The organism is Intrasporangium calvum, from assembly GCF_028446585.1.
Lineage (GTDB): Bacteria > Actinomycetota > Actinomycetes > Actinomycetales > Dermatophilaceae > Intrasporangium > Intrasporangium calvum_A.
On sequence record NZ_JAPFQL010000006.1, the window covers coordinates 51,367 to 67,382 of the forward strand.

The 16,016-nt window shown below is 69.5% G+C and carries 12 protein-coding genes and 2 tRNA genes; 8 read left to right on the forward strand and 6 right to left on the reverse strand.

Annotation, left to right across the window (positions count from 1 at the left end; genetic code table 11):
- Window positions 1-28 precede the first annotated feature (28 nt).
- Window positions 29-1,528, forward strand: coding sequence for a protealysin inhibitor emfourin (locus OO014_RS02660; protein WP_272460717.1), 1,500 nt, complete (start codon window positions 29-31; stop codon window positions 1,526-1,528).
- A 59-nt stretch (window positions 1,529-1,587) separates the two neighbouring features.
- On the opposite strand, the gene OO014_RS02665 is transcribed toward OO014_RS02660, so the two are convergent.
- Together OO014_RS02665 and OO014_RS02670 are read right to left on the reverse strand one after the other, a co-directional pair.
- Complete coding sequence (locus OO014_RS02665) at window positions 1,588-2,937, reverse strand: hypothetical protein (protein ID WP_272460718.1); 1,350 nt, start codon at window positions 2,935-2,937, stop codon at window positions 1,588-1,590.
- The gene (locus OO014_RS02670; protein WP_334685026.1) at window positions 2,934-3,485 is read right to left on the reverse strand and encodes a SigE family RNA polymerase sigma factor; all 552 of its coding nucleotides are present in this window, start codon (window positions 3,483-3,485) and stop codon (window positions 2,934-2,936) included. The genes OO014_RS02665 and OO014_RS02670 overlap by 4 nt, the downstream gene beginning before the upstream one ends.
- A gap of 258 nt (window positions 3,486-3,743) precedes the next feature.
- Here OO014_RS02670 and gyrB point away from each other — a divergent pair, with 258 nt between their 5' ends.
- The 6 genes from gyrB (at window position 3,744) to OO014_RS02700 (ending at window position 9,866) form a co-directional block, all read left to right on the forward strand.
- Entirely contained in the window at window positions 3,744-5,858 is a 2,115-nt protein-coding gene (gene gyrB / locus OO014_RS02675; protein ID WP_272460719.1) for a DNA topoisomerase (ATP-hydrolyzing) subunit B, read from the forward strand.
- Window positions 5,859-6,112: 254 nt separating this feature from the next.
- Complete coding sequence (gene gyrA / locus OO014_RS02680) at window positions 6,113-8,668, forward strand: DNA gyrase subunit A (protein ID WP_420485470.1); 2,556 nt, start codon at window positions 6,113-6,115, stop codon at window positions 8,666-8,668.
- On the forward strand, window positions 8,665-9,390 hold the full coding sequence (locus tag OO014_RS02685) for a DUF3566 domain-containing protein (RefSeq protein WP_272460721.1): 726 nt from the start codon (window positions 8,665-8,667) through the stop codon (window positions 9,388-9,390). The genes gyrA and OO014_RS02685 overlap by 4 nt, the downstream gene beginning before the upstream one ends.
- Before the next feature lie 84 nt (window positions 9,391-9,474).
- A tRNA-Ile gene (locus tag OO014_RS02690) sits at window positions 9,475-9,551 on the forward strand.
- A 28-nt stretch (window positions 9,552-9,579) separates the two neighbouring features.
- The gene (locus OO014_RS02695) at window positions 9,580-9,765 is read left to right on the forward strand and encodes a DLW-39 family protein (protein WP_272460722.1); all 186 of its coding nucleotides are present in this window, start codon (window positions 9,580-9,582) and stop codon (window positions 9,763-9,765) included.
- Between the two features lie 25 nt (window positions 9,766-9,790).
- Window positions 9,791-9,866, forward strand: a tRNA-Ala gene (locus OO014_RS02700).
- Window positions 9,867-10,123: 257 nt separating this feature from the next.
- On the opposite strand, the gene OO014_RS02705 is transcribed toward OO014_RS02700, so the two are convergent.
- The 3 genes from OO014_RS02705 to OO014_RS02715 all read right to left on the reverse strand — a co-directional run bounded on the left by OO014_RS02705 (window position 10,124) and on the right by OO014_RS02715 (window position 12,867).
- Window positions 10,124-10,936, reverse strand: coding sequence for a hypothetical protein (locus tag OO014_RS02705; protein WP_272460723.1), 813 nt, complete (start codon window positions 10,934-10,936; stop codon window positions 10,124-10,126).
- A complete protein-coding gene (locus tag OO014_RS02710; protein ID WP_272460724.1) occupies window positions 10,929-12,011 on the reverse strand; it encodes a hypothetical protein in 1,083 nt (360 codons plus the stop codon). The genes OO014_RS02705 and OO014_RS02710 overlap by 8 nt, the downstream gene beginning before the upstream one ends.
- Before the next feature lie 628 nt (window positions 12,012-12,639).
- Window positions 12,640-12,867: a hypothetical protein gene (locus tag OO014_RS02715; RefSeq protein WP_272460725.1), complete on the reverse strand. Its 228-nt coding sequence runs from the start codon at window positions 12,865-12,867 to the stop codon at window positions 12,640-12,642.
- A gap of 137 nt (window positions 12,868-13,004) precedes the next feature.
- On the opposite strand from OO014_RS02715, the gene OO014_RS02720 reads away from it, so the two are divergent.
- Window positions 13,005-14,096, forward strand: a complete 1,092-nt coding sequence (locus OO014_RS02720; RefSeq protein WP_272460726.1) for an IS110 family transposase — start codon at window positions 13,005-13,007, stop codon at window positions 14,094-14,096.
- A gap of 289 nt (window positions 14,097-14,385) precedes the next feature.
- Here the strand turns inward: OO014_RS02720 and OO014_RS02725 are convergent, their stop codons facing one another.
- Window positions 14,386-15,888, reverse strand: a complete 1,503-nt coding sequence (locus OO014_RS02725) for a GAF domain-containing protein (RefSeq protein ID WP_272460727.1) — start codon at window positions 15,886-15,888, stop codon at window positions 14,386-14,388.
- Between the last annotated feature and the right edge of the window lie 128 nt (window positions 15,889-16,016).

Here is a 16,016-nt window from a genome sequence, read left to right on the forward strand (position 1 = left end):
TGTCCCCGGTCGGGCGCAGGATGGCTCCATGCACCCCGCGACGGACTCCCCCGCCCCTGCCGCGCCGGCGCCCCACGCCTGCTGCTCGATCATCCCGCCCTACATCCTCGAGGCGCTCAGCCGCAGCGACGAGCCGACGGTCGCCGCCGCAGCAAGGGCGTCCCTGGCCCACGACGAGGCGATCCGGCAGGCCCGCCGCTCCCGTCAGCGAGTCACGCCCCCCACCGATGTCAACGAGCCCGGCCCGGGCACCCCGCCCGAGCCGCCCACGGAGCCGCCCACCGAGCCGCCGCCCCCAACCGGCAGAGGTCCGCGCCGGACCATCGGCGACGCCCAGGGCCGCCGCACCCTGCCCGGCGAGACGGTCCGCTCCGAAGGTGACCCAGCCACGGGCGATCCCGCCGTGGACGAGGCCTATGACGGACTCGGCGCGACCTGGGAACTGTGGTCAGCGGCATACGGCAGGGACTCCCTCGACGGCAAGGGCATGCCGCTGCTCGCGACGGTCCACTACGGCCAGCGCTACGACAACGCCTTCTGGGACGGGCGGCAGATGGTCTTCGGCGATGGCGACGGGGTGATCTTCGACCGGTTCACCAAGGCGCTCGACGTCATCGGGCACGAGCTGGCCCACGGTGTCACCGAGCACACCGCGGGGCTGCTCTACCAAGGTCAGCCCGGCGCCCTCAACGAGTCGGTCTCGGACGTCTTCGGCGTCCTCGTCAAGCAGCGCGCCCTGGGTCAGACGGCGGCCGACGCGGACTGGCTCGTCGGCGCCGACCTGCTCCTGCCGACCGTCCAGGGTCAGGCCCTGCGCGACATGCGCAACCCGGGCACGGCCTACGACGACCCCGAGCTGGGCAGGGATCCCCAGCCGGCCCACATGGACGACTACGTCGTCACCGACAGCGACTTCGGTGGGGTGCACATCAACTCCGGCATCCCCAACCGTGCCTTCGTCCTCGCCGCGCTGTCCATCGGCGGCCCCGCCTGGGAGGACGCCGGCGCGATCTGGCACGCAGCGCTGACCGGCGACGGGATCCGCGCCGACTGCGACTTCGCGACCTTCGCGCAGCTGACGATCGCGGCCGCGGCGGAGCGCCACGGTGACGGGTCGCTCCAGCACTCCGCGGTGCGGGAAGGATGGGCTCAGGTCGGCGTCCGCATCCTGGCCGACGAGCCTGAGCCCGAGCCCGCCGAGCCGGGTCCGCCGAGCGGTCCGGCCCAGGGCGAGGTGCCGGGGGTCGATGCCGAGGTGCTCGTGCGCCGCACGGGCGGGTTCGCCGGGCGGGTTCGCGAGCGTCGGGTGACGATCGGCGACCTGCCCGAGCGGGACGCCCGCGACTGGCAGCACCTGCTGGCCGCGCCGACGCTCCAGCGGATCGCCGCCACCGCGGGGGGCGACCACCCGGACGCCTTCTGCTATGACGTCGTGTGCCCCCAGGTCCACGTCGACGTCACGGTCGCCGAGCCGCACCTGCCGGAGGCGATCCACCAGCTGCTCGAGCGCACTCTCGAGGACGGCTGACCTCTTTCGGCCGTATGCCGCTGGGCTCGCCGGGTGCCCCGGCGAGCCCAGTTCGTGGCTCAGTTCGTGGTCAGGACGTAGGGGTCGTTGCCTTCGGGGATGTCCGCGGTCCACAGGGGCTTCGCCTCGCCGGCGACGGCGCAGGATCCGTCGAGCGAGCACACCTGGAGGCTGCGCAGGCCGTCGGTCCCGTTGACCTGGGCGGTCAGCACGCCGCCCTCGCCGAGGTGGGCGGTGACGAAGGAGCCTCCGACTGCCGGGTCCCGGGAGCCGCCCTCGGCGACGATCTCCCCGGTCGACGCGTCCAGCACCACGAGGGACGGGTAGCGGAACTTGCCGTCGTCGAGCAGGGCGTCGGGCAGGCCGTCGATGACCCCGGTCCCGACGAGGTGCGTGCCGTCCTCGGAGAACGACGTCAGCAGGATCGGGCCGCAGAGCCGCCACAGGGTCGCCCCGGTGCCCAGATCACGGAGTTCCTGGCACCAGTCCTCCAGCTTCTGGGGAGTCCGCCCCGGCCAGGTCACGAGCCCGGTCCCTGCGGGTCCGACCAGGGACACCGACCCCTTGATCCGCTCGAGCTGGTCGGTGGTCACGTCCCAGGCCACGGTCGTCCGCCCGTCCATGGCCACTCCGTACGCCGTGGTGCCCACCAGGCCCGCCGGGATGTAGCCGCCGCCGGCACCGTCGGTCGTGCACTCGCAGGTCGAGGCGTCGAGCTGGCCCAGCTTCGTGCCGGTGGCGTCGTAGTAGGCGAGGTCGCCGCCCAGGGTGGAGATGAGGAAGTGCTGGCGGTCGGGAGCGACACGGACGCCGCCGGCCGGGATCTCCTTGACGATGGCACCGGACGAGTCGACCAGGACGTAGCTGCGACCGTCGGCGGGTTTGAACGCGAGCAGCCCGTCCCCGACCCGGAGCACGTGACCGGACCGACGCAGCTCATCCGGGAGCGGGATGGTCCGGTCGCCCTCGTGGAAGACGCCGTCGACGACATAACCGGCATTCGTCTGCCCGGTCACGGACCCGGTCGCGGGTGTCAGCTGCACGGGCGCCGGGTCGCCGGAGGCGATGATCGTGGGGATCGCGGTGGGCGTGGCCGAGTCGCTTGCAGACCCGCTCGATGTGCTGGGCGTGGGGTTGGTGGCGGTGGCCCCGGTCTGGGTGCTCGGGGCAGGCGTGGGAGCGGTGGACGTGCCTGCGGGCACCTGGTGGGTCACGGGACGCAGGGAGTTCCACCCGATCGGCACCGCGACGGCCAGGGCCAGCGCACCCACCGCGACGGCCGTGGTGACCTCGCGGCGGCGGTTGGCGCGGTCGCGGGCGATGGCGCGCTCGGCGAGGTCACCGACGACGTGGACGCGTCCGCTGTGCTCGTCGAAGAGGTCCTTGAGTCGGGGATCGGTGGTGTTCATGCGGGGGCCTCGCTCATCTTCAGGCGCATCGCCGCGATCGCGCGGCTCGTGTGGCTCTTGACGGTTCCGACGGAACAGCCGAGGATCTCGGCGGTCTGGGCCTCGGTGAGGTCCTCGTAGTAGCGCAGGACCACGACGGCGCGCTGTTGGGCGGGCAGCGTCTGGACGTGTCGCCACAGGTCGAGGGACTCGGCGCGGTCGACGGCCGCCGCGGGGGCCGGCGGGTCGAGGATCTCCAGGACGTGGCTCCCGGCTGACTCGCGGCGGCGCAGGACGCTGCGCCAGCGACTGTTGCGCTCGTTGACCATGATCCGCCGCACGTAGGCGTCCGGTTGCTCCACGGACCGGACCCGGTCCCAGTGGCGGTAGCACTTGGCCAGGGCGTTCTGCAGGAGGTCCTCGGCCGCGTCGCGGTCTCCCGTCAGCAGGTAGGCGAGGCGGGCGAGCGACTGCTCACGTGCCCTCACGTACTCGGTGAAGTCGGCCCGGCGAGCCGCGTCGTCCATGACGCCTCCTGTCTGCCCCTGCGGCATCATCGTGATGGTCACACCCCTCCAAACCCCCCTGCCGGGCCGGAGGTTGTCACCGCACGGGGACATCTTTCAGCCCGAGAGGCGATCGCGCCACAGGGCCGCCGGGGGCCCGGGTTGTGATCCTCCCCCCGGAATCCGGGGTTCTCGGGCGGGAAATTGGCCCTCAGAGGCCGCTGAGGGGCACGTTGGGGGCGCTCGGACCGTTAGAATCATCGGGTAGCGGCTCGACGTCCACGTCGGGCCGCCCGCATGAGGGCTCATCCGAGGAGAAACGTGTCAGACGCCGCCGAGACGACAGCCGACAGCACCACCGACCCGAACGTCGACCACCGTCCCAACGGAGTGGACTACGACGCGAGCGCGATCACCGTGCTCGAGGGGCTCGAGGCGGTCCGCAAGCGCCCGGGCATGTACATCGGCTCGACCGGTGAGCGCGGCCTGCACCACCTGGTCTACGAGATCGTCGACAACTCCGTCGACGAGGCCCTCGCCGGCTACGCCGACACCATCGACGTGACGCTGCTCGCCGACGGCGGGGTGCGGGTCAAGGACAACGGCCGTGGGATCCCGACCGACATCCACCCGGTCGAGAAGATCAGCGCCGTCGAGCTCGTCCTCACCCAGCTGCACGCGGGCGGCAAGTTCGGCGGTGGCGGCTACAAGGTGTCCGGTGGGCTGCACGGCGTCGGCTCGTCCGTCGTCAACGCCCTGTCCACCACGCTCAAGGTCGCGGTCCGGCAGAAGGGCCACGTCCACCGGATGAGCTTCAGCATGGGCGTCCCCGACGGTCCGCTCCGGCAGGAGGAGGCGACCGACGAGACGGGCACGACGATCACCTTCTGGCCCAACGCCGACATCTTCGACACCGTCGACTTCGACTTCGAGACGCTCCGGGCCCGCTTCCAGCAGATGGCCTTCCTCAACAAGGGCCTGAGCATCACCCTCGTCGACGAGCGGGTCGAGCAGCGGCCCGACGACGTCGACGACATCGACCTCGACGGCGTCGAGAGCGACATCTCCGAGGTGGTCGAGGAGGGCGACAACGGCCACGACGTGCCCGACGAGGCGAAGAAGACCGTGACCGCCAAGAAGGTCACCTACCGCTACGACGGCGGTCTCGTCGACTACGTCAACCACCTCAACTCCTCCAAGCGGAGCGAGCCGGTCCACCCCGACGTCATCTCGATCGAGGTCGAGGACGAGGAGCGCTCGCTCTCGCTCGAGCTCGCCATGCAGTGGACCAGCGCCTACAGCGAGTCGGTGCACACCTACGCCAACACGATCAACACCCACGAGGGCGGCACCCACGAAGAGGGCTTCCGGGCGGCGATGACCAAGCTCATCAACGACTTCGCCCGCAAGCAGAACCTCCTCAAGGACAAGGACGAGAACCTCACCGGCGACGACGTCCGCGAGGGCCTCACCGCCGTCATCTCGGTCAAGCTCGGCGAGCCGCAGTTCGAGGGCCAGACCAAGACCAAGCTCGGCAACTCCAACGTCAAGGGCTTCGTCCAGCGGGCCATGACCGACGAGTTCGGCCACTGGCTCGAGACCCACCCCAACGAGGGCAAGGACATCGTCCGCAAGTCGATCCAGGCCGCGGCCGCCCGCATGGCGGCCCGCAAGGCGCGTGAGGCGACCCGGCGCAAGGGCCTGCTCGAGTCGGGCGGCCTGCCGGGCAAGCTCAAGGACTGCCAGAGCAAGGACCCGAGCCTGTCCGAGGTGTTCATCGTCGAGGGCGACTCGGCCGGCGGCTCGGCGACGCAGGCCCGCAACCCGCACACCCAGGCGATCCTCCCGATCCGCGGCAAGATCCTCAACGTCGAGAAGGCCCGGATCGACAAGATCCTGGCCAACCAGGAGGTCCAGGCGCTCATCTCGGCGTTCGGCACCGGCATCGGCGAGGACTTCGACCTGGCCAAGGCGCGCTACCACAAGATCATCCTGATGGCCGACGCGGACGTCGACGGGATGCACATCCGCACGCTGCTGCTCACGCTGCTCTTCCGGTTCATGCGCCCGCTCATCGAGGCCGGCTACGTCTACCTCGCCCAGCCGCCGCTCTTCCGCCTGCGCTGGAGCAACGCGCCGCACCAGTTCGCCTACTCCGACCGCGAGCGGGACGGCCTGAAGCAGCTCGGCGAGGGCAAGGGCTGGCGCCTGCCGAAGGACAACCCGATCCAGCGCTACAAGGGTCTCGGCGAGATGAACTACGGCGAGCTCGGCGAGACGACGATGGACCCCGAGACGCGCACGCTGCTCCAGGTCACGCTCGACGACGCCGCCAAGGCCGACGAGGTCTTCGCCGTGCTCATGGGCGAGGACGTCGAGTCCCGCCGCACCTTCATCCAGAAGAACGCCCGCGACGTGCGCTTCCTCGACATCTAGTCCGTATGCCGCTGAGCTCGCCCCGCGCGGAGGGCACCTTCCGCGCCTACCGAGCCCAGCGGCATACGACCAAGTCCTGAACCTGACAGAACGACAAGGGAACTGACGTGAGTGACGACCTGCCCCCCATCGACGGCGACGACGTCGACGAGACGCCCGACGAGCAGGAGAACGTCGACGACCTCGGCACGGCGCCCGTCGAGCGGGAGCCCGGCCAGCACGACCGGGTCGAGCCGATCGACCTCAACACCGAGATGCAGCGCTCGTACATCGAGTACGCCATGTCGGTCATCGTGTCGCGTGCCCTGCCGGATGTGCGCGACGGCCTCAAGCCCGTGCACCGCCGGATCGTCTACGCGATGTACGACGGTGGCTACCGCCCCGACCGCGGCTACAACAAGTGCGCCCGCGTCGTCGGCGACGTCATGGGCCACTACCACCCGCACGGCGACTCGGCGATCTACGACGCCCTCGTGCGGCTCGTGCAGGACTGGTCGATGCGCTACCCGCTCGTCGACGGTCAGGGCAACTTCGGCTCGCGCGGCAACGACGGCGCCGCCGCCCCGCGTTACACCGAGTGCCGGATGGCCCCGCTCGCCCTCGAGATGGTGCGGGACATCGAGCAGGACACCGTCGACTTCGTCCCCAACTACGACGGCAAGACGATGCAGCCGTCCGTGCTGCCGAGCCGCTTCCCCAACCTGCTCGTCAACGGCTCCGCCGGCATCGCCGTCGGCATGGCGACCCAGATCCCGCCGCACAACCTGCGCGAGGTCGCGGAGGGCGCGCAGTACTACCTGCACAACCCGGACATCTCGCGCGAGGAGCTGCTCGAGGCCCTGCTCGGCATCATCAAGGGACCGGACTTCCCGACCGGGTCGCTCATCATGGGCCACCGCGGCATCGAGGACGCCTACCGGACCGGGCGCGGCTCGATCATCATGCGGGCCGTCGTCAACGTCGAGGAGATCAAGAACCGGCAGTGCCTCGTCGTCACGGAGCTGCCCTACCAGGTCAACCCCGACCAGCTGGCCGTCAAGATCGCCGACCTCGTCAAGGACGGCAAGATCTCCGGCATCGCCGACATCGCCGACGAGACGTCCGGCCGCACCGGCCTGCGGATCGTCATCACGCTCAAGCGTGACGCCGTCGCCAAGGTCGTGCTCAACAACCTCTACAAGCACACCCAGCTGCAGACGACGTTCGGCGCCAACATGCTCGCCCTCGTCGACGACGTGCCGCGGACCCTGCCGCTCGACGGCTTCATCCGGCACTGGGTCGACCACCAGATCGAGGTCATCAGGCGGCGCACCGAGTTCCGGCTGCGCAAGGCCGAGGCCGAGATCCACCTGTTGCGCGGCTACCTCAAGGCGCTCGACATGCTCGACGAGGTCATCGCGCTCATCCGCGGGTCGCGGACCGTCGAGGACGCGCGCGACGGCCTGATCCAGCTGCTCGACATCGACGAGGTCCAGGCGCAGGCCATCCTCAACATGCAGCTGCGCCGCCTCGCCGCCCTCGAGCGCGAGCGGATCCAACAGCAGCACGACGAGCTGCAGGAGCTCATCGACGAGTACCACGCCATCCTCGCCTCGGTCGCCCGGCAGCGGGAGATCGTCTCCGAGGAGCTGCAGGGCATCGTCGACAAGTACGGCGACGAGCGGCGGACCGAGATCGTGCCGTTCGACGGGGACATGTCGATGGAGGACCTCATCCCCGAGGAGGACGTCGTCGTCACGATCACGCGCGGCGGCTACGCCAAGCGGACGCGGACGGACCTCTACCGGTCGCAGCGCCGCGGCGGCAAGGGCGTCAAGGGCGCCCAGCTGCGCGGTGAGGACGTCGTCGAGCACTTCTTCACCACGACGACCCACCACTGGCTGCTCTTCTTCACCAACCTCGGCCGGGTCTACCGGGCCAAGGGCTACGAGCTGCCCGAGGGCAGCCGCGACAGCAAGGGCCAGCACGTCGCCAACCTGCTCGCCTTCCAGCCCGGCGAGCAGATCGCGCAGGTCCTGGCGATCCAGGACTACGAGGCGGCCGACTACCTCGTGCTCGCCACCCGGGCGGGCCTGGTCAAGAAGACGCGCCTGCGGGACTACGACTCCCCTCGCTCGGGCGGCCTCATCGCGATCAACCTGCGCGAGGGCGACGAGCTCGTCGGGGCGCGTCTCGTGGCGCCGGCCGACGACCTGCTCCTCGTGTCGCGCAAGGGCATGTCGGTGCGGTTCACCGCCACCGACTCGGCGCTGCGGCCGATGGGACGCTCGACGTCCGGTGTGACCGGCATGAAGTTCCGGCCCGGCGACACCCTGCTGTCGATGTCCCGGGTGCCGGCGGGGATCGAGGGCATCGACGTCTTCGTCGTCTTCGAGAATGGCCTGGCCAAGCGGACACCGGTGACCGAGTACCGCGTCCAAGGGCGCGGCGGCTACGGCATCCAGGTCGCCAAGCTCTCCGAGAAGGGCGGCGACCTCGTCGGGGCCCTCGCGGTCAGCGGCAACGACGAGGTCATGGTCGTCATGGAGAAGGGCAAGATCGTGCGCTCCCGCGTCGACGAGGTCCGCCACACGAGCCGCAGCACGCAGGGCGTGAAGTTCGCGACGCCCGACAAGGGCGACTCGATCGTCGCCGTGGCCCGCAACGCCGAGTCCGTGACCGAGGAGGAGCTCGAGGAAGTCGGCGACCTCGAGGGCACCGCTCCGACGGCTCCCATCACTACGGTTGGCAGCACCGATGGCGTACCGTCGGACGAAAGCGGCCAGACGGCGACGGAGTCGTCGGACGGCGACACAGGAGGTGACGCATGAGCACGCCCAGCTCTGAGGGATGGGGCACGAGCGGGTATGGCTCGGGCTCCGCCGGATCGACGACCGACTCGGGATCATCGAGCGACTACTACTCGCGCCCGTCGGGCTACACGCCTGCATCGGACAGCGGTAGCAGCGACAGCAACGGGCTCGGCGGCGGGTCGACGGCCGGTGAGGCCACGCTCTCGCGAGGTGCGATCACCTCCCGCACCGAGCCGACCCGGCCGATGGGCGCCCAGCCCACCACGCCGGCGACGCACTCCGAGGGCACTGTGACAGGCGGATCTGAGGCTGCGAGCACCGCGCGCGCGGCCACCACGACGCGCACCCAGGCCGCGGCCAAGACCAAGAAGGGCCCGCGGCGGGTGCGCCTCGCCGTGGCCCGGGTCGACCCGTGGTCCGTGATGAAGATGAGCTTCCTGCTCTCGGTGGCCCTCGGGATCGCCGGCGTCATCCTCACCGCAGTGCTGTGGATGATCCTGTCGACGATGAACGTCTTCACCGACATCGAGGGTGTGCTCCAGTCCCTCCAGACGGCTGGGTCTGCCGACAACTTCTCGATCCGTGACTACGTCGGCTTCGGCCGCGTCGTCTCGCTCTCGATCGTCATCGGCGTCATCGACGTCATCCTCCTGACGGCGATCGCGACCGTGATGGCCTTCCTCTACAACATCTGCTCCGCTCTCGTCGGCGGCATCCAGCTGACCCTGACCGACGACTGAGCCCCGTTTTGGAGGTGCGCGGGCGCATCCGGTAACGTTTGCGCTCGCGCCCGTTGTCCGCAACGGGGGCACGAAGGTGACGATGGGCCTATAGCTCAGACGGTTAGAGCGCTTCCCTGATAAGGAAGAGGTCACAGGTTCAAGTCCTGTTAGGCCCACCATCACCGCCGCCACGAGAGGAACAGAGCAGTGCTCAAGCGTCTTGCCCTCATCGCCGGAGCCGCAGCAGGCATCGTCTTCGTCCGCAAGAAGGCACGCCAGCAGCAGGCCGAGCAGGACCTGTGGAATCAGGCCACCGATGACGTCAGGGCCCAGGCACCCGCTCCCGCCCCCTCTCCGGCGGCCGACCAGGACACGACCGCGGCGACGTCCTGATCCACCGCGGGCCGCGTGCCCGCCCGGGGCCATGGCGCAATTGGTAGCGCACCTGCTTTGCAAGCAGGGGGTTAGGGGTTCGAGTCCCCTTGGCTCCACCACAGTTCAGAGCCCCTTTCCGGTCACCGGGGAGGGGCTCTTCCGTGCCCCGACTGCTGAAAAGTACTGCAGTCGCCACGCGCGGCGAGTTTGACCTTGGAGGACGTCCGGGCCTTGCCTACTTGCTGGCGCTGACTCGAGGAAGTGTCGAGCCTCGTCCACAGTCCACACGACGGGCTTCTTCGCCTGTGGCACGGGCACCCGGAGCACGGCTGCAGCAGGAGTTCGACCGCGCCGGCCGTCGACACACTCAGGAACGCTAGGAGCTGAGGGCCTCAAGGAGGTCTTGCGCCAGCAGCACCACACTCTCGGACACGGCAGTTGGATCACCGACCAACTCCTCCGCAGCGCCGGCCATGAGGGACCCGCGGGCACCTGCTCCTTGCGCGAAGAGATCTCGGAGTTGATCGAGTGCCTCGCGTGTCACCTCCGCGCTGACGCCCTCGCTCAGCAGCTGACTGATCGCTTCGACGAATACCCGCGTCTCGACTGCCCGCAGCAGACGGTAAACGTCGTGGGCGTCCTTGTTGTCCTGCCTCGACGGAGTCTCGAGCCGGTCGTGGATCTTGTGCAGCTTGGCCACTAGCAGCGCTGCCGGTCCGGCCACGGAGACCTCGAACTCCCGAGGGCCGCCTGCACTGTCGAGCGCCCGGATGACCATCTTGGAGTTGTCGATCAACGCCGCCTCGATGCCTCGCGCCCTGCGCATCGACTTCGAGTCGTGCGGCGGCACGTGAACTCCGCGACGTCCGGCTCCGGCCACGGCGTCGGGCACCATCAGGTCGACCGGCACTCCGCGTGGGGAGATCCACGACCCAATCGCGCTCGGCCGCGGATCTGGCGAGAAGCCCGCCGCGCTCATCGCCTCCTCGACCAGCGGGTCGGAGCTCAGCAGTTTGGGATCCACCGCGACGTCGCCATCGGTGGTGAACTCGGCGAGGGCAATCTCCGTCGCTCCGGTGTGCAGGTAGACGGCTTGGGCGCCGACGATGACAAGCGCGTCGAGGTGCAACGCCAACGCTTCCAGCGCGTCGAGCAGGCCCATCCGCGCCATGGTCATTTCGTCAGTCACGACGCCACCGCTGCTCGTTGGCCTTCATCCACTCGATCAGGTACTCGCCCTCGGCAGGCTCGCGGCCAGGCCCATTCAGCAGGTCGGCCGCAACCTGCGCGGGTGCCGCCACCGGGTAGCCGCCTTCGGCAGGTGCGGTGTTCTGGAACGGCACGTCACCGACCGTCCTGGGTTCCAAGAGGATCACGTTCGGAGCAGCCGCGTTGGGCCGCAGGCCCCACTGCTCCGAGGCCTCCTGGATCGACGACACGTAGACGTAGGCAGCCTTGGCCGGCGCGTAGGTCGCCCATTGCTTCGCAGCGATCGATCCCGTCACGGCCGCGGGGAAGGTCGACTCTTTGGCCACCTTGCTCAGGAAAGCGTCCACTCCCCGCGGCTCGATGAACGCCATCACGCGGGTCGTTGTCTGAAAGGCGGCGTCCGAGCTCCACGCGCGCAGCAACCGCTCCCAGTCGGTCACCCGGTAGCGCTTGTCCTCCTTGACGACGAGGCCCTCGCGTTCCAGGTACTCCAACACTCGGTACGCCCCGCCCGTGGAGGCGCCCGACGCAGCAATGAGCTCACGGACCGTCCAGTCGCGGTCGTAGTCCAACAGCGCACGAGCAACACGCGCCGCGGGCTCACCTTTGAGTGTTCCCCGCGGGCGGCCCTTGCGCCACGGATCTCGGTCCTCCCCCCGGTCAGAGATGTAGATGACCGGAGAGTCGACGCCAATGCGTATGTTGCCGGTGGCGTCTACGTAGGAGAGCCCGTCCGCTGCCAGAGCCTCACGCACGGATGTCGACAGATAGCGAGCTGCCACGACAGGGACATCTCCGGGATTCGACGCGATGAGGCGAACCTGGTCAGAGATACGCGCGACGTCACGGCGCTCGACGACCTGCCTGACCTCCAAGAGGAGTCTCGCGGCCCTACCATCGGGAGCTTCAAGCTGAATCCACAGATCGGGCCGCAGCGAACCCTGCTGTGGCTCAACGGCGTGCGTGACCTTCCAGGTCTCGGGCAGGCGGTCACGCACGAGCTTGACGATACGACGCTCCACCTCGGAAATGGTCAGTACCTCGTTGGTCGCCATGAGTGCACATCTCCGTTCAGGTATCCATGCCATTCCGCTGGCGGCGAAGATTGAGACTTATCTGAACACTGTAGCGCTTGTTCGGGAAAACAGCCGCTTCCGCCGGCAGCGGATCACCCCACTTAACCGAACGTCAACCCCGACTCTCAGAGGTAGGCAGCGACGTGCAGTGGCACGGCGGGTTCCGCAACCGGCGATGGGACGCCAGCTATCTGCGCCGCCTAGATTCCGTCCGTGACGTCCTCACCAGCGGCGGACGGACCCTGACCCAAGGGGTGCCGGCGTCCCCCAGTCAACTAGGTTGACATCCCCTTCGACCGCCAGTGACGCCTCGGCGCCGAGACACGGAGCCCCCTGCACGGCATACGCCCCCGCCTCGATGCGTCGCCGCCGCAGCGAGACCCAGCCTGCGCAGCACAGTTGCTGTCAGGTGACGGCTGACGCCGCGCCGCACGCTCAGACGACCCCGCGCGATGATCTCGCGCCGAGTCTGCAAGCAGGGGGTTAGGGGTTCGAGTCCCCTTGGCTCCACCACAGCCGGACCCGCCCGCCCAGGCGGGTCTTCGTGCATCTCTGGCCGTATGCCGCTGGGCCGGCCCGGGTGCCCACCCGGCAGACGGTGCCCGGCTCAGTTCAGGCGTTCCGCCTCGCGTGAGAGCCGCACGTACTTGACGAGATACCAGCCAGCCTCAGCGATGCTCGACACCAGCACGGCGATCAGCACCCAGTAGAGAACGTCCCGGTCAGCGCCGGACGTGGCCTGCAGGACTACCGCGGCCAGCACCGCGACAACCGTGCTGACGCCGAGCATCAGGACGACAGTTCGCTTCTGCTGGTTCAGGTCTGTGTCCGCCACGCGGAGACTCTAGACGGTATGGAGTGACCGTTCAGATTCGCTGAGGGGTTGCGGGCCGGGGCCTCACTCACACATGTTCGTGGGTTACCGAGCAGGGGCCGCCTGCTCGGCCTATCCGACAGTTGTGGGAGGCCCCGGTGTTTACCGAGCGTACGAGCGTGGGGCTCGACGTGCACGCACGATCGGTCGCGGCAGCGGCGATCGACGGCGTCACGGGCGAGCTGGTCCAGGCGAAGCTGACCCCGTCCTACGAGCACATCACGGCTTGGGTCCAAGCCCTGCCCGGGCCGGTCGCGGTGACCTACGAGGCTGGGCCTACCGGTTTCGGGTTGTTCCGGTCGTTGACTGCGGCGGGGATCCGCTGCGAGGTCGCGGCGCCGTCGAAGCTGCAGAAGCCGTCTGGTGATCGGGTCAAGACCGACGCGAAGGATGCGGTCCACTTGGCCCGTCTGCTGCGCCTGGACGAGATCACCTCGGTGGCGATCCCGAGCGTGGACCAGGAAGCTGCCCGTGACCTGGTGCGGGCCAGGGAGGACTGCCGCGGGGACCTGATGCGGGCCCGGCACCGGCTGTCCAAGCTGCTGCTGCGTCATGGGATCGTCTACTTCGGCGGTGACGCGTGGACGGGCAAGCACGACCTGTGGCTGCGCCGTCAGGCGGCACCGCACCTGACGTCGGCGCCAACCCGGTGGGCGTTCGATTCGGACTATGAGGCCGTGCTGGCCACCAGGGCACGCCGGGACCGGCTCGATGCGGCGATCGAGCAGCTGGCAGCCGACTCGGAGTTCACCCCTGTGGTGCGCCGGCTGGGGTGCCTGCGCGGGGTCAGCACCCTGACCGGGTTCGCCCTCGCGGTGGAGATTGGTGACTGGCACCGGTTCACCGGGAACAGCATCGGCTCGTTCGTCGGGCTCGTCCCGTCCGAGTTCTCCTCCGGATCGTCCCGGGTGCAGGGGTCGATCACCAAGACCGGCAACACCCACGTACGCCGCCTCTTGGTTGAGGCTGCCTGGCACCACCGCGCCCGCTACGTCGCCGGCAAGACGATGCGCGACCGGTGGGAACTGGCTCCCGCCGCGGCACGCGTGCGCGGCGATCAGGGCAACCGGCGCCTGCACCAGCGGTGGGTCAGGTTCCTGGAACGCAAGAAGAGGCCGACCATCGCCAACGTCGCGATCGCCCGTGAGCTCGCCGGGTGGTGCTGGTCCCTGGCGGTGCTGCAGGAGTAAGCCCTCACGATCTGCTTCGTCGGCGACGGGCCGGTAGCAGCGCGTGGAGCGACCCGCGTAACCGCTATGAGCAGCCAATCCCTCAGTGGTGCAGCGACGCTCGATTCTAGACACGCGGTCCGCTCCTGCCGAAAGCATCGTCCTGCGGTAGCCAACCCGCGCATATCAGCCTGACCGCGCGTCGCCAACGACACGCTCACCAGGCCCCCAGCGGCGAAGCACGAGGCGCCCGCCCCGAGCTATCGGGACGGGCGCCTCACCCTGCCTCTTGACAGCAGGTCACTCCATATCAGCGGTCGGCTGGGCCGAGGCCGTAGAGCGAGAGCTTGCGATAGAGCGTGGCGCGACTGAGCCCCAGGTCGAGCGCGGCCTGCTTCATCGTCATGCCGGGGAGGGTCAGGACGCGGGAGATCTCGTCCCGCTCCACCGTCTCGATGCGGGTCAGCCGACGACCGCTGGCGCGCAGCCAGGCCGGCAGGTGGTGGGCGTCGATGAGCTCGGTCTGGGTGGCGGCGTCGTGGACGACCCGCATCAGCTCGTCGACGTTGCCGGGCCAGCCGTAGGAGGTCAAGGCCCGCTCCGCCGACGCCGTGAAGCCGACCTCGCGGAGGCGCGTCTGGTAGCCCGCCAGCCGGGCCAGGGGCAGGATGTCGTCGGTGCGCTCGCGCAGGGGGGCGACGGGCACCACGGTGTCGACGAGTCCCACCAGCGGCTGCGGGATCTCGTCGAGCCGGCTCGCCGTGACGCCCCAGCTCAGCGCGGCCGGCCGCCCGTCGACGTCGGGCAAGGATCGCAGCACCCGGGCTGCCCGGTCGCGCAGCTCCTGGGCGGCCCAGGACGGCAGGACGTCGACGTTCTCGACGATGACGGCGGTGTGTGGCTTGGCCAGCTCCGGTGTCCACAGCCCGAGCCAGGCGTCGACATCCTCGGGGGCAGGGGCCGCGGCGGAGATGATGCGGTAGCCCGGCCGCGCCCGGCGGAGGGCCTGCCCGAGGAGCGTCGCGCGGCCAGCTCCCGGCTCGCCTGTCGCGGCCACGACACTCCCGGCGAGGAGGGCGTGAGTCGCCGCGTCCAGGGCAGCGGACCATGACGGCGACGCGCCCTCCAGGCTGCCGGAACTCGGCTCGAGCCGGGCGGACTTGACCCTGAAGACGCCACCGCGCGCCTGTGGACGCGCTCGCGCTCCAGCCGCACGGGCGAGCATGAGGGCGGAGGTGTTCGAGGCGGCGACCTGCGCGAGGGCCAGGAGCAGGTCGGGCGACCGGTTCGCCCAGGTCGTGATGTTGATGCTGCCCTCGAGGCGTCCGGCGTGCGGGTCGAGCACCGGTACGGCGGCGCACGTATAGGTGCAGAGGCTCGCGGAGTAGTGCTCCTCGGCCCGCACCAGCGAGGCCGTTCGGTCGGCCAGCGCCAACCCCAGCCCGTTCGTGCCCACCTCGCGCTCGGAGAACGCGAACCCCGGAGCCAGATGGACCCGGTCCAGCGTGCGCAGCAGCGACGTGTCCCCGGAGAACCGGTTGAGGACGAGGCCGTCGGCGTCGGTGAGCATGAGCGCGACCGGCTCGTTGGCCAGCGTCTGGTGCAGCCCGGTGAGGACCTCGCGCCCGCACTCGAAGAAGAGCGAGTCGCTGACGATCGACCCGGCCCACACGGGCTCGACGGCCTCGAGTGGGACGCCGTAGTCCTGGGATCGCTGCCACGAGGCGAGGACGCGGCGGGACACCGGACCGTCGGGCCCGGGGTACTCCGCACCGGCGCGGAGGGGAAGCCTGGACTCGTCGGAACCGGTCATGGGCGCTCCTCCCGATCCCTAGACGGTAAGCGCCGGATCGCGCGCCGGGGAAGACCTCGTGTCTCAAAGTGAGACATCGGCCCCCTGTGATCGCCTCCGCCAGGTGCTTACGGTCCTTGCACATCGAC

What these genes read in the sequence shown, in the direction of transcription:
- OO014_RS02710 (WP_272460724.1), bottom strand. Translation starts at nt 12,011, where the DNA reads ATGGCGACCAACGAGGTACTGACCATTTCCGAGGTGGAGCGTCGTATC.
- OO014_RS02725 (WP_272460727.1), bottom strand. Translation starts at nt 15,888, where the DNA reads ATGACCGGTTCCGACGAGTCCAGGCTTCCCCTCCGCGCCGGTGCGGAG.
- OO014_RS02685 (WP_272460721.1), top strand. Translation starts at nt 8,665, where the DNA reads ATGAGCACGCCCAGCTCTGAGGGATGGGGCACGAGCGGGTATGGCTCG.
- gyrA (WP_420485470.1), top strand. Translation starts at nt 6,113, where the DNA reads ATGCAGCGCTCGTACATCGAGTACGCCATGTCGGTCATCGTGTCGCGT.
- OO014_RS02660 (WP_272460717.1), top strand. Translation starts at nt 29, where the DNA reads ATGCACCCCGCGACGGACTCCCCCGCCCCTGCCGCGCCGGCGCCCCAC.
- OO014_RS02665 (WP_272460718.1), bottom strand. Translation starts at nt 2,937, where the DNA reads ATGAACACCACCGATCCCCGACTCAAGGACCTCTTCGACGAGCACAGC.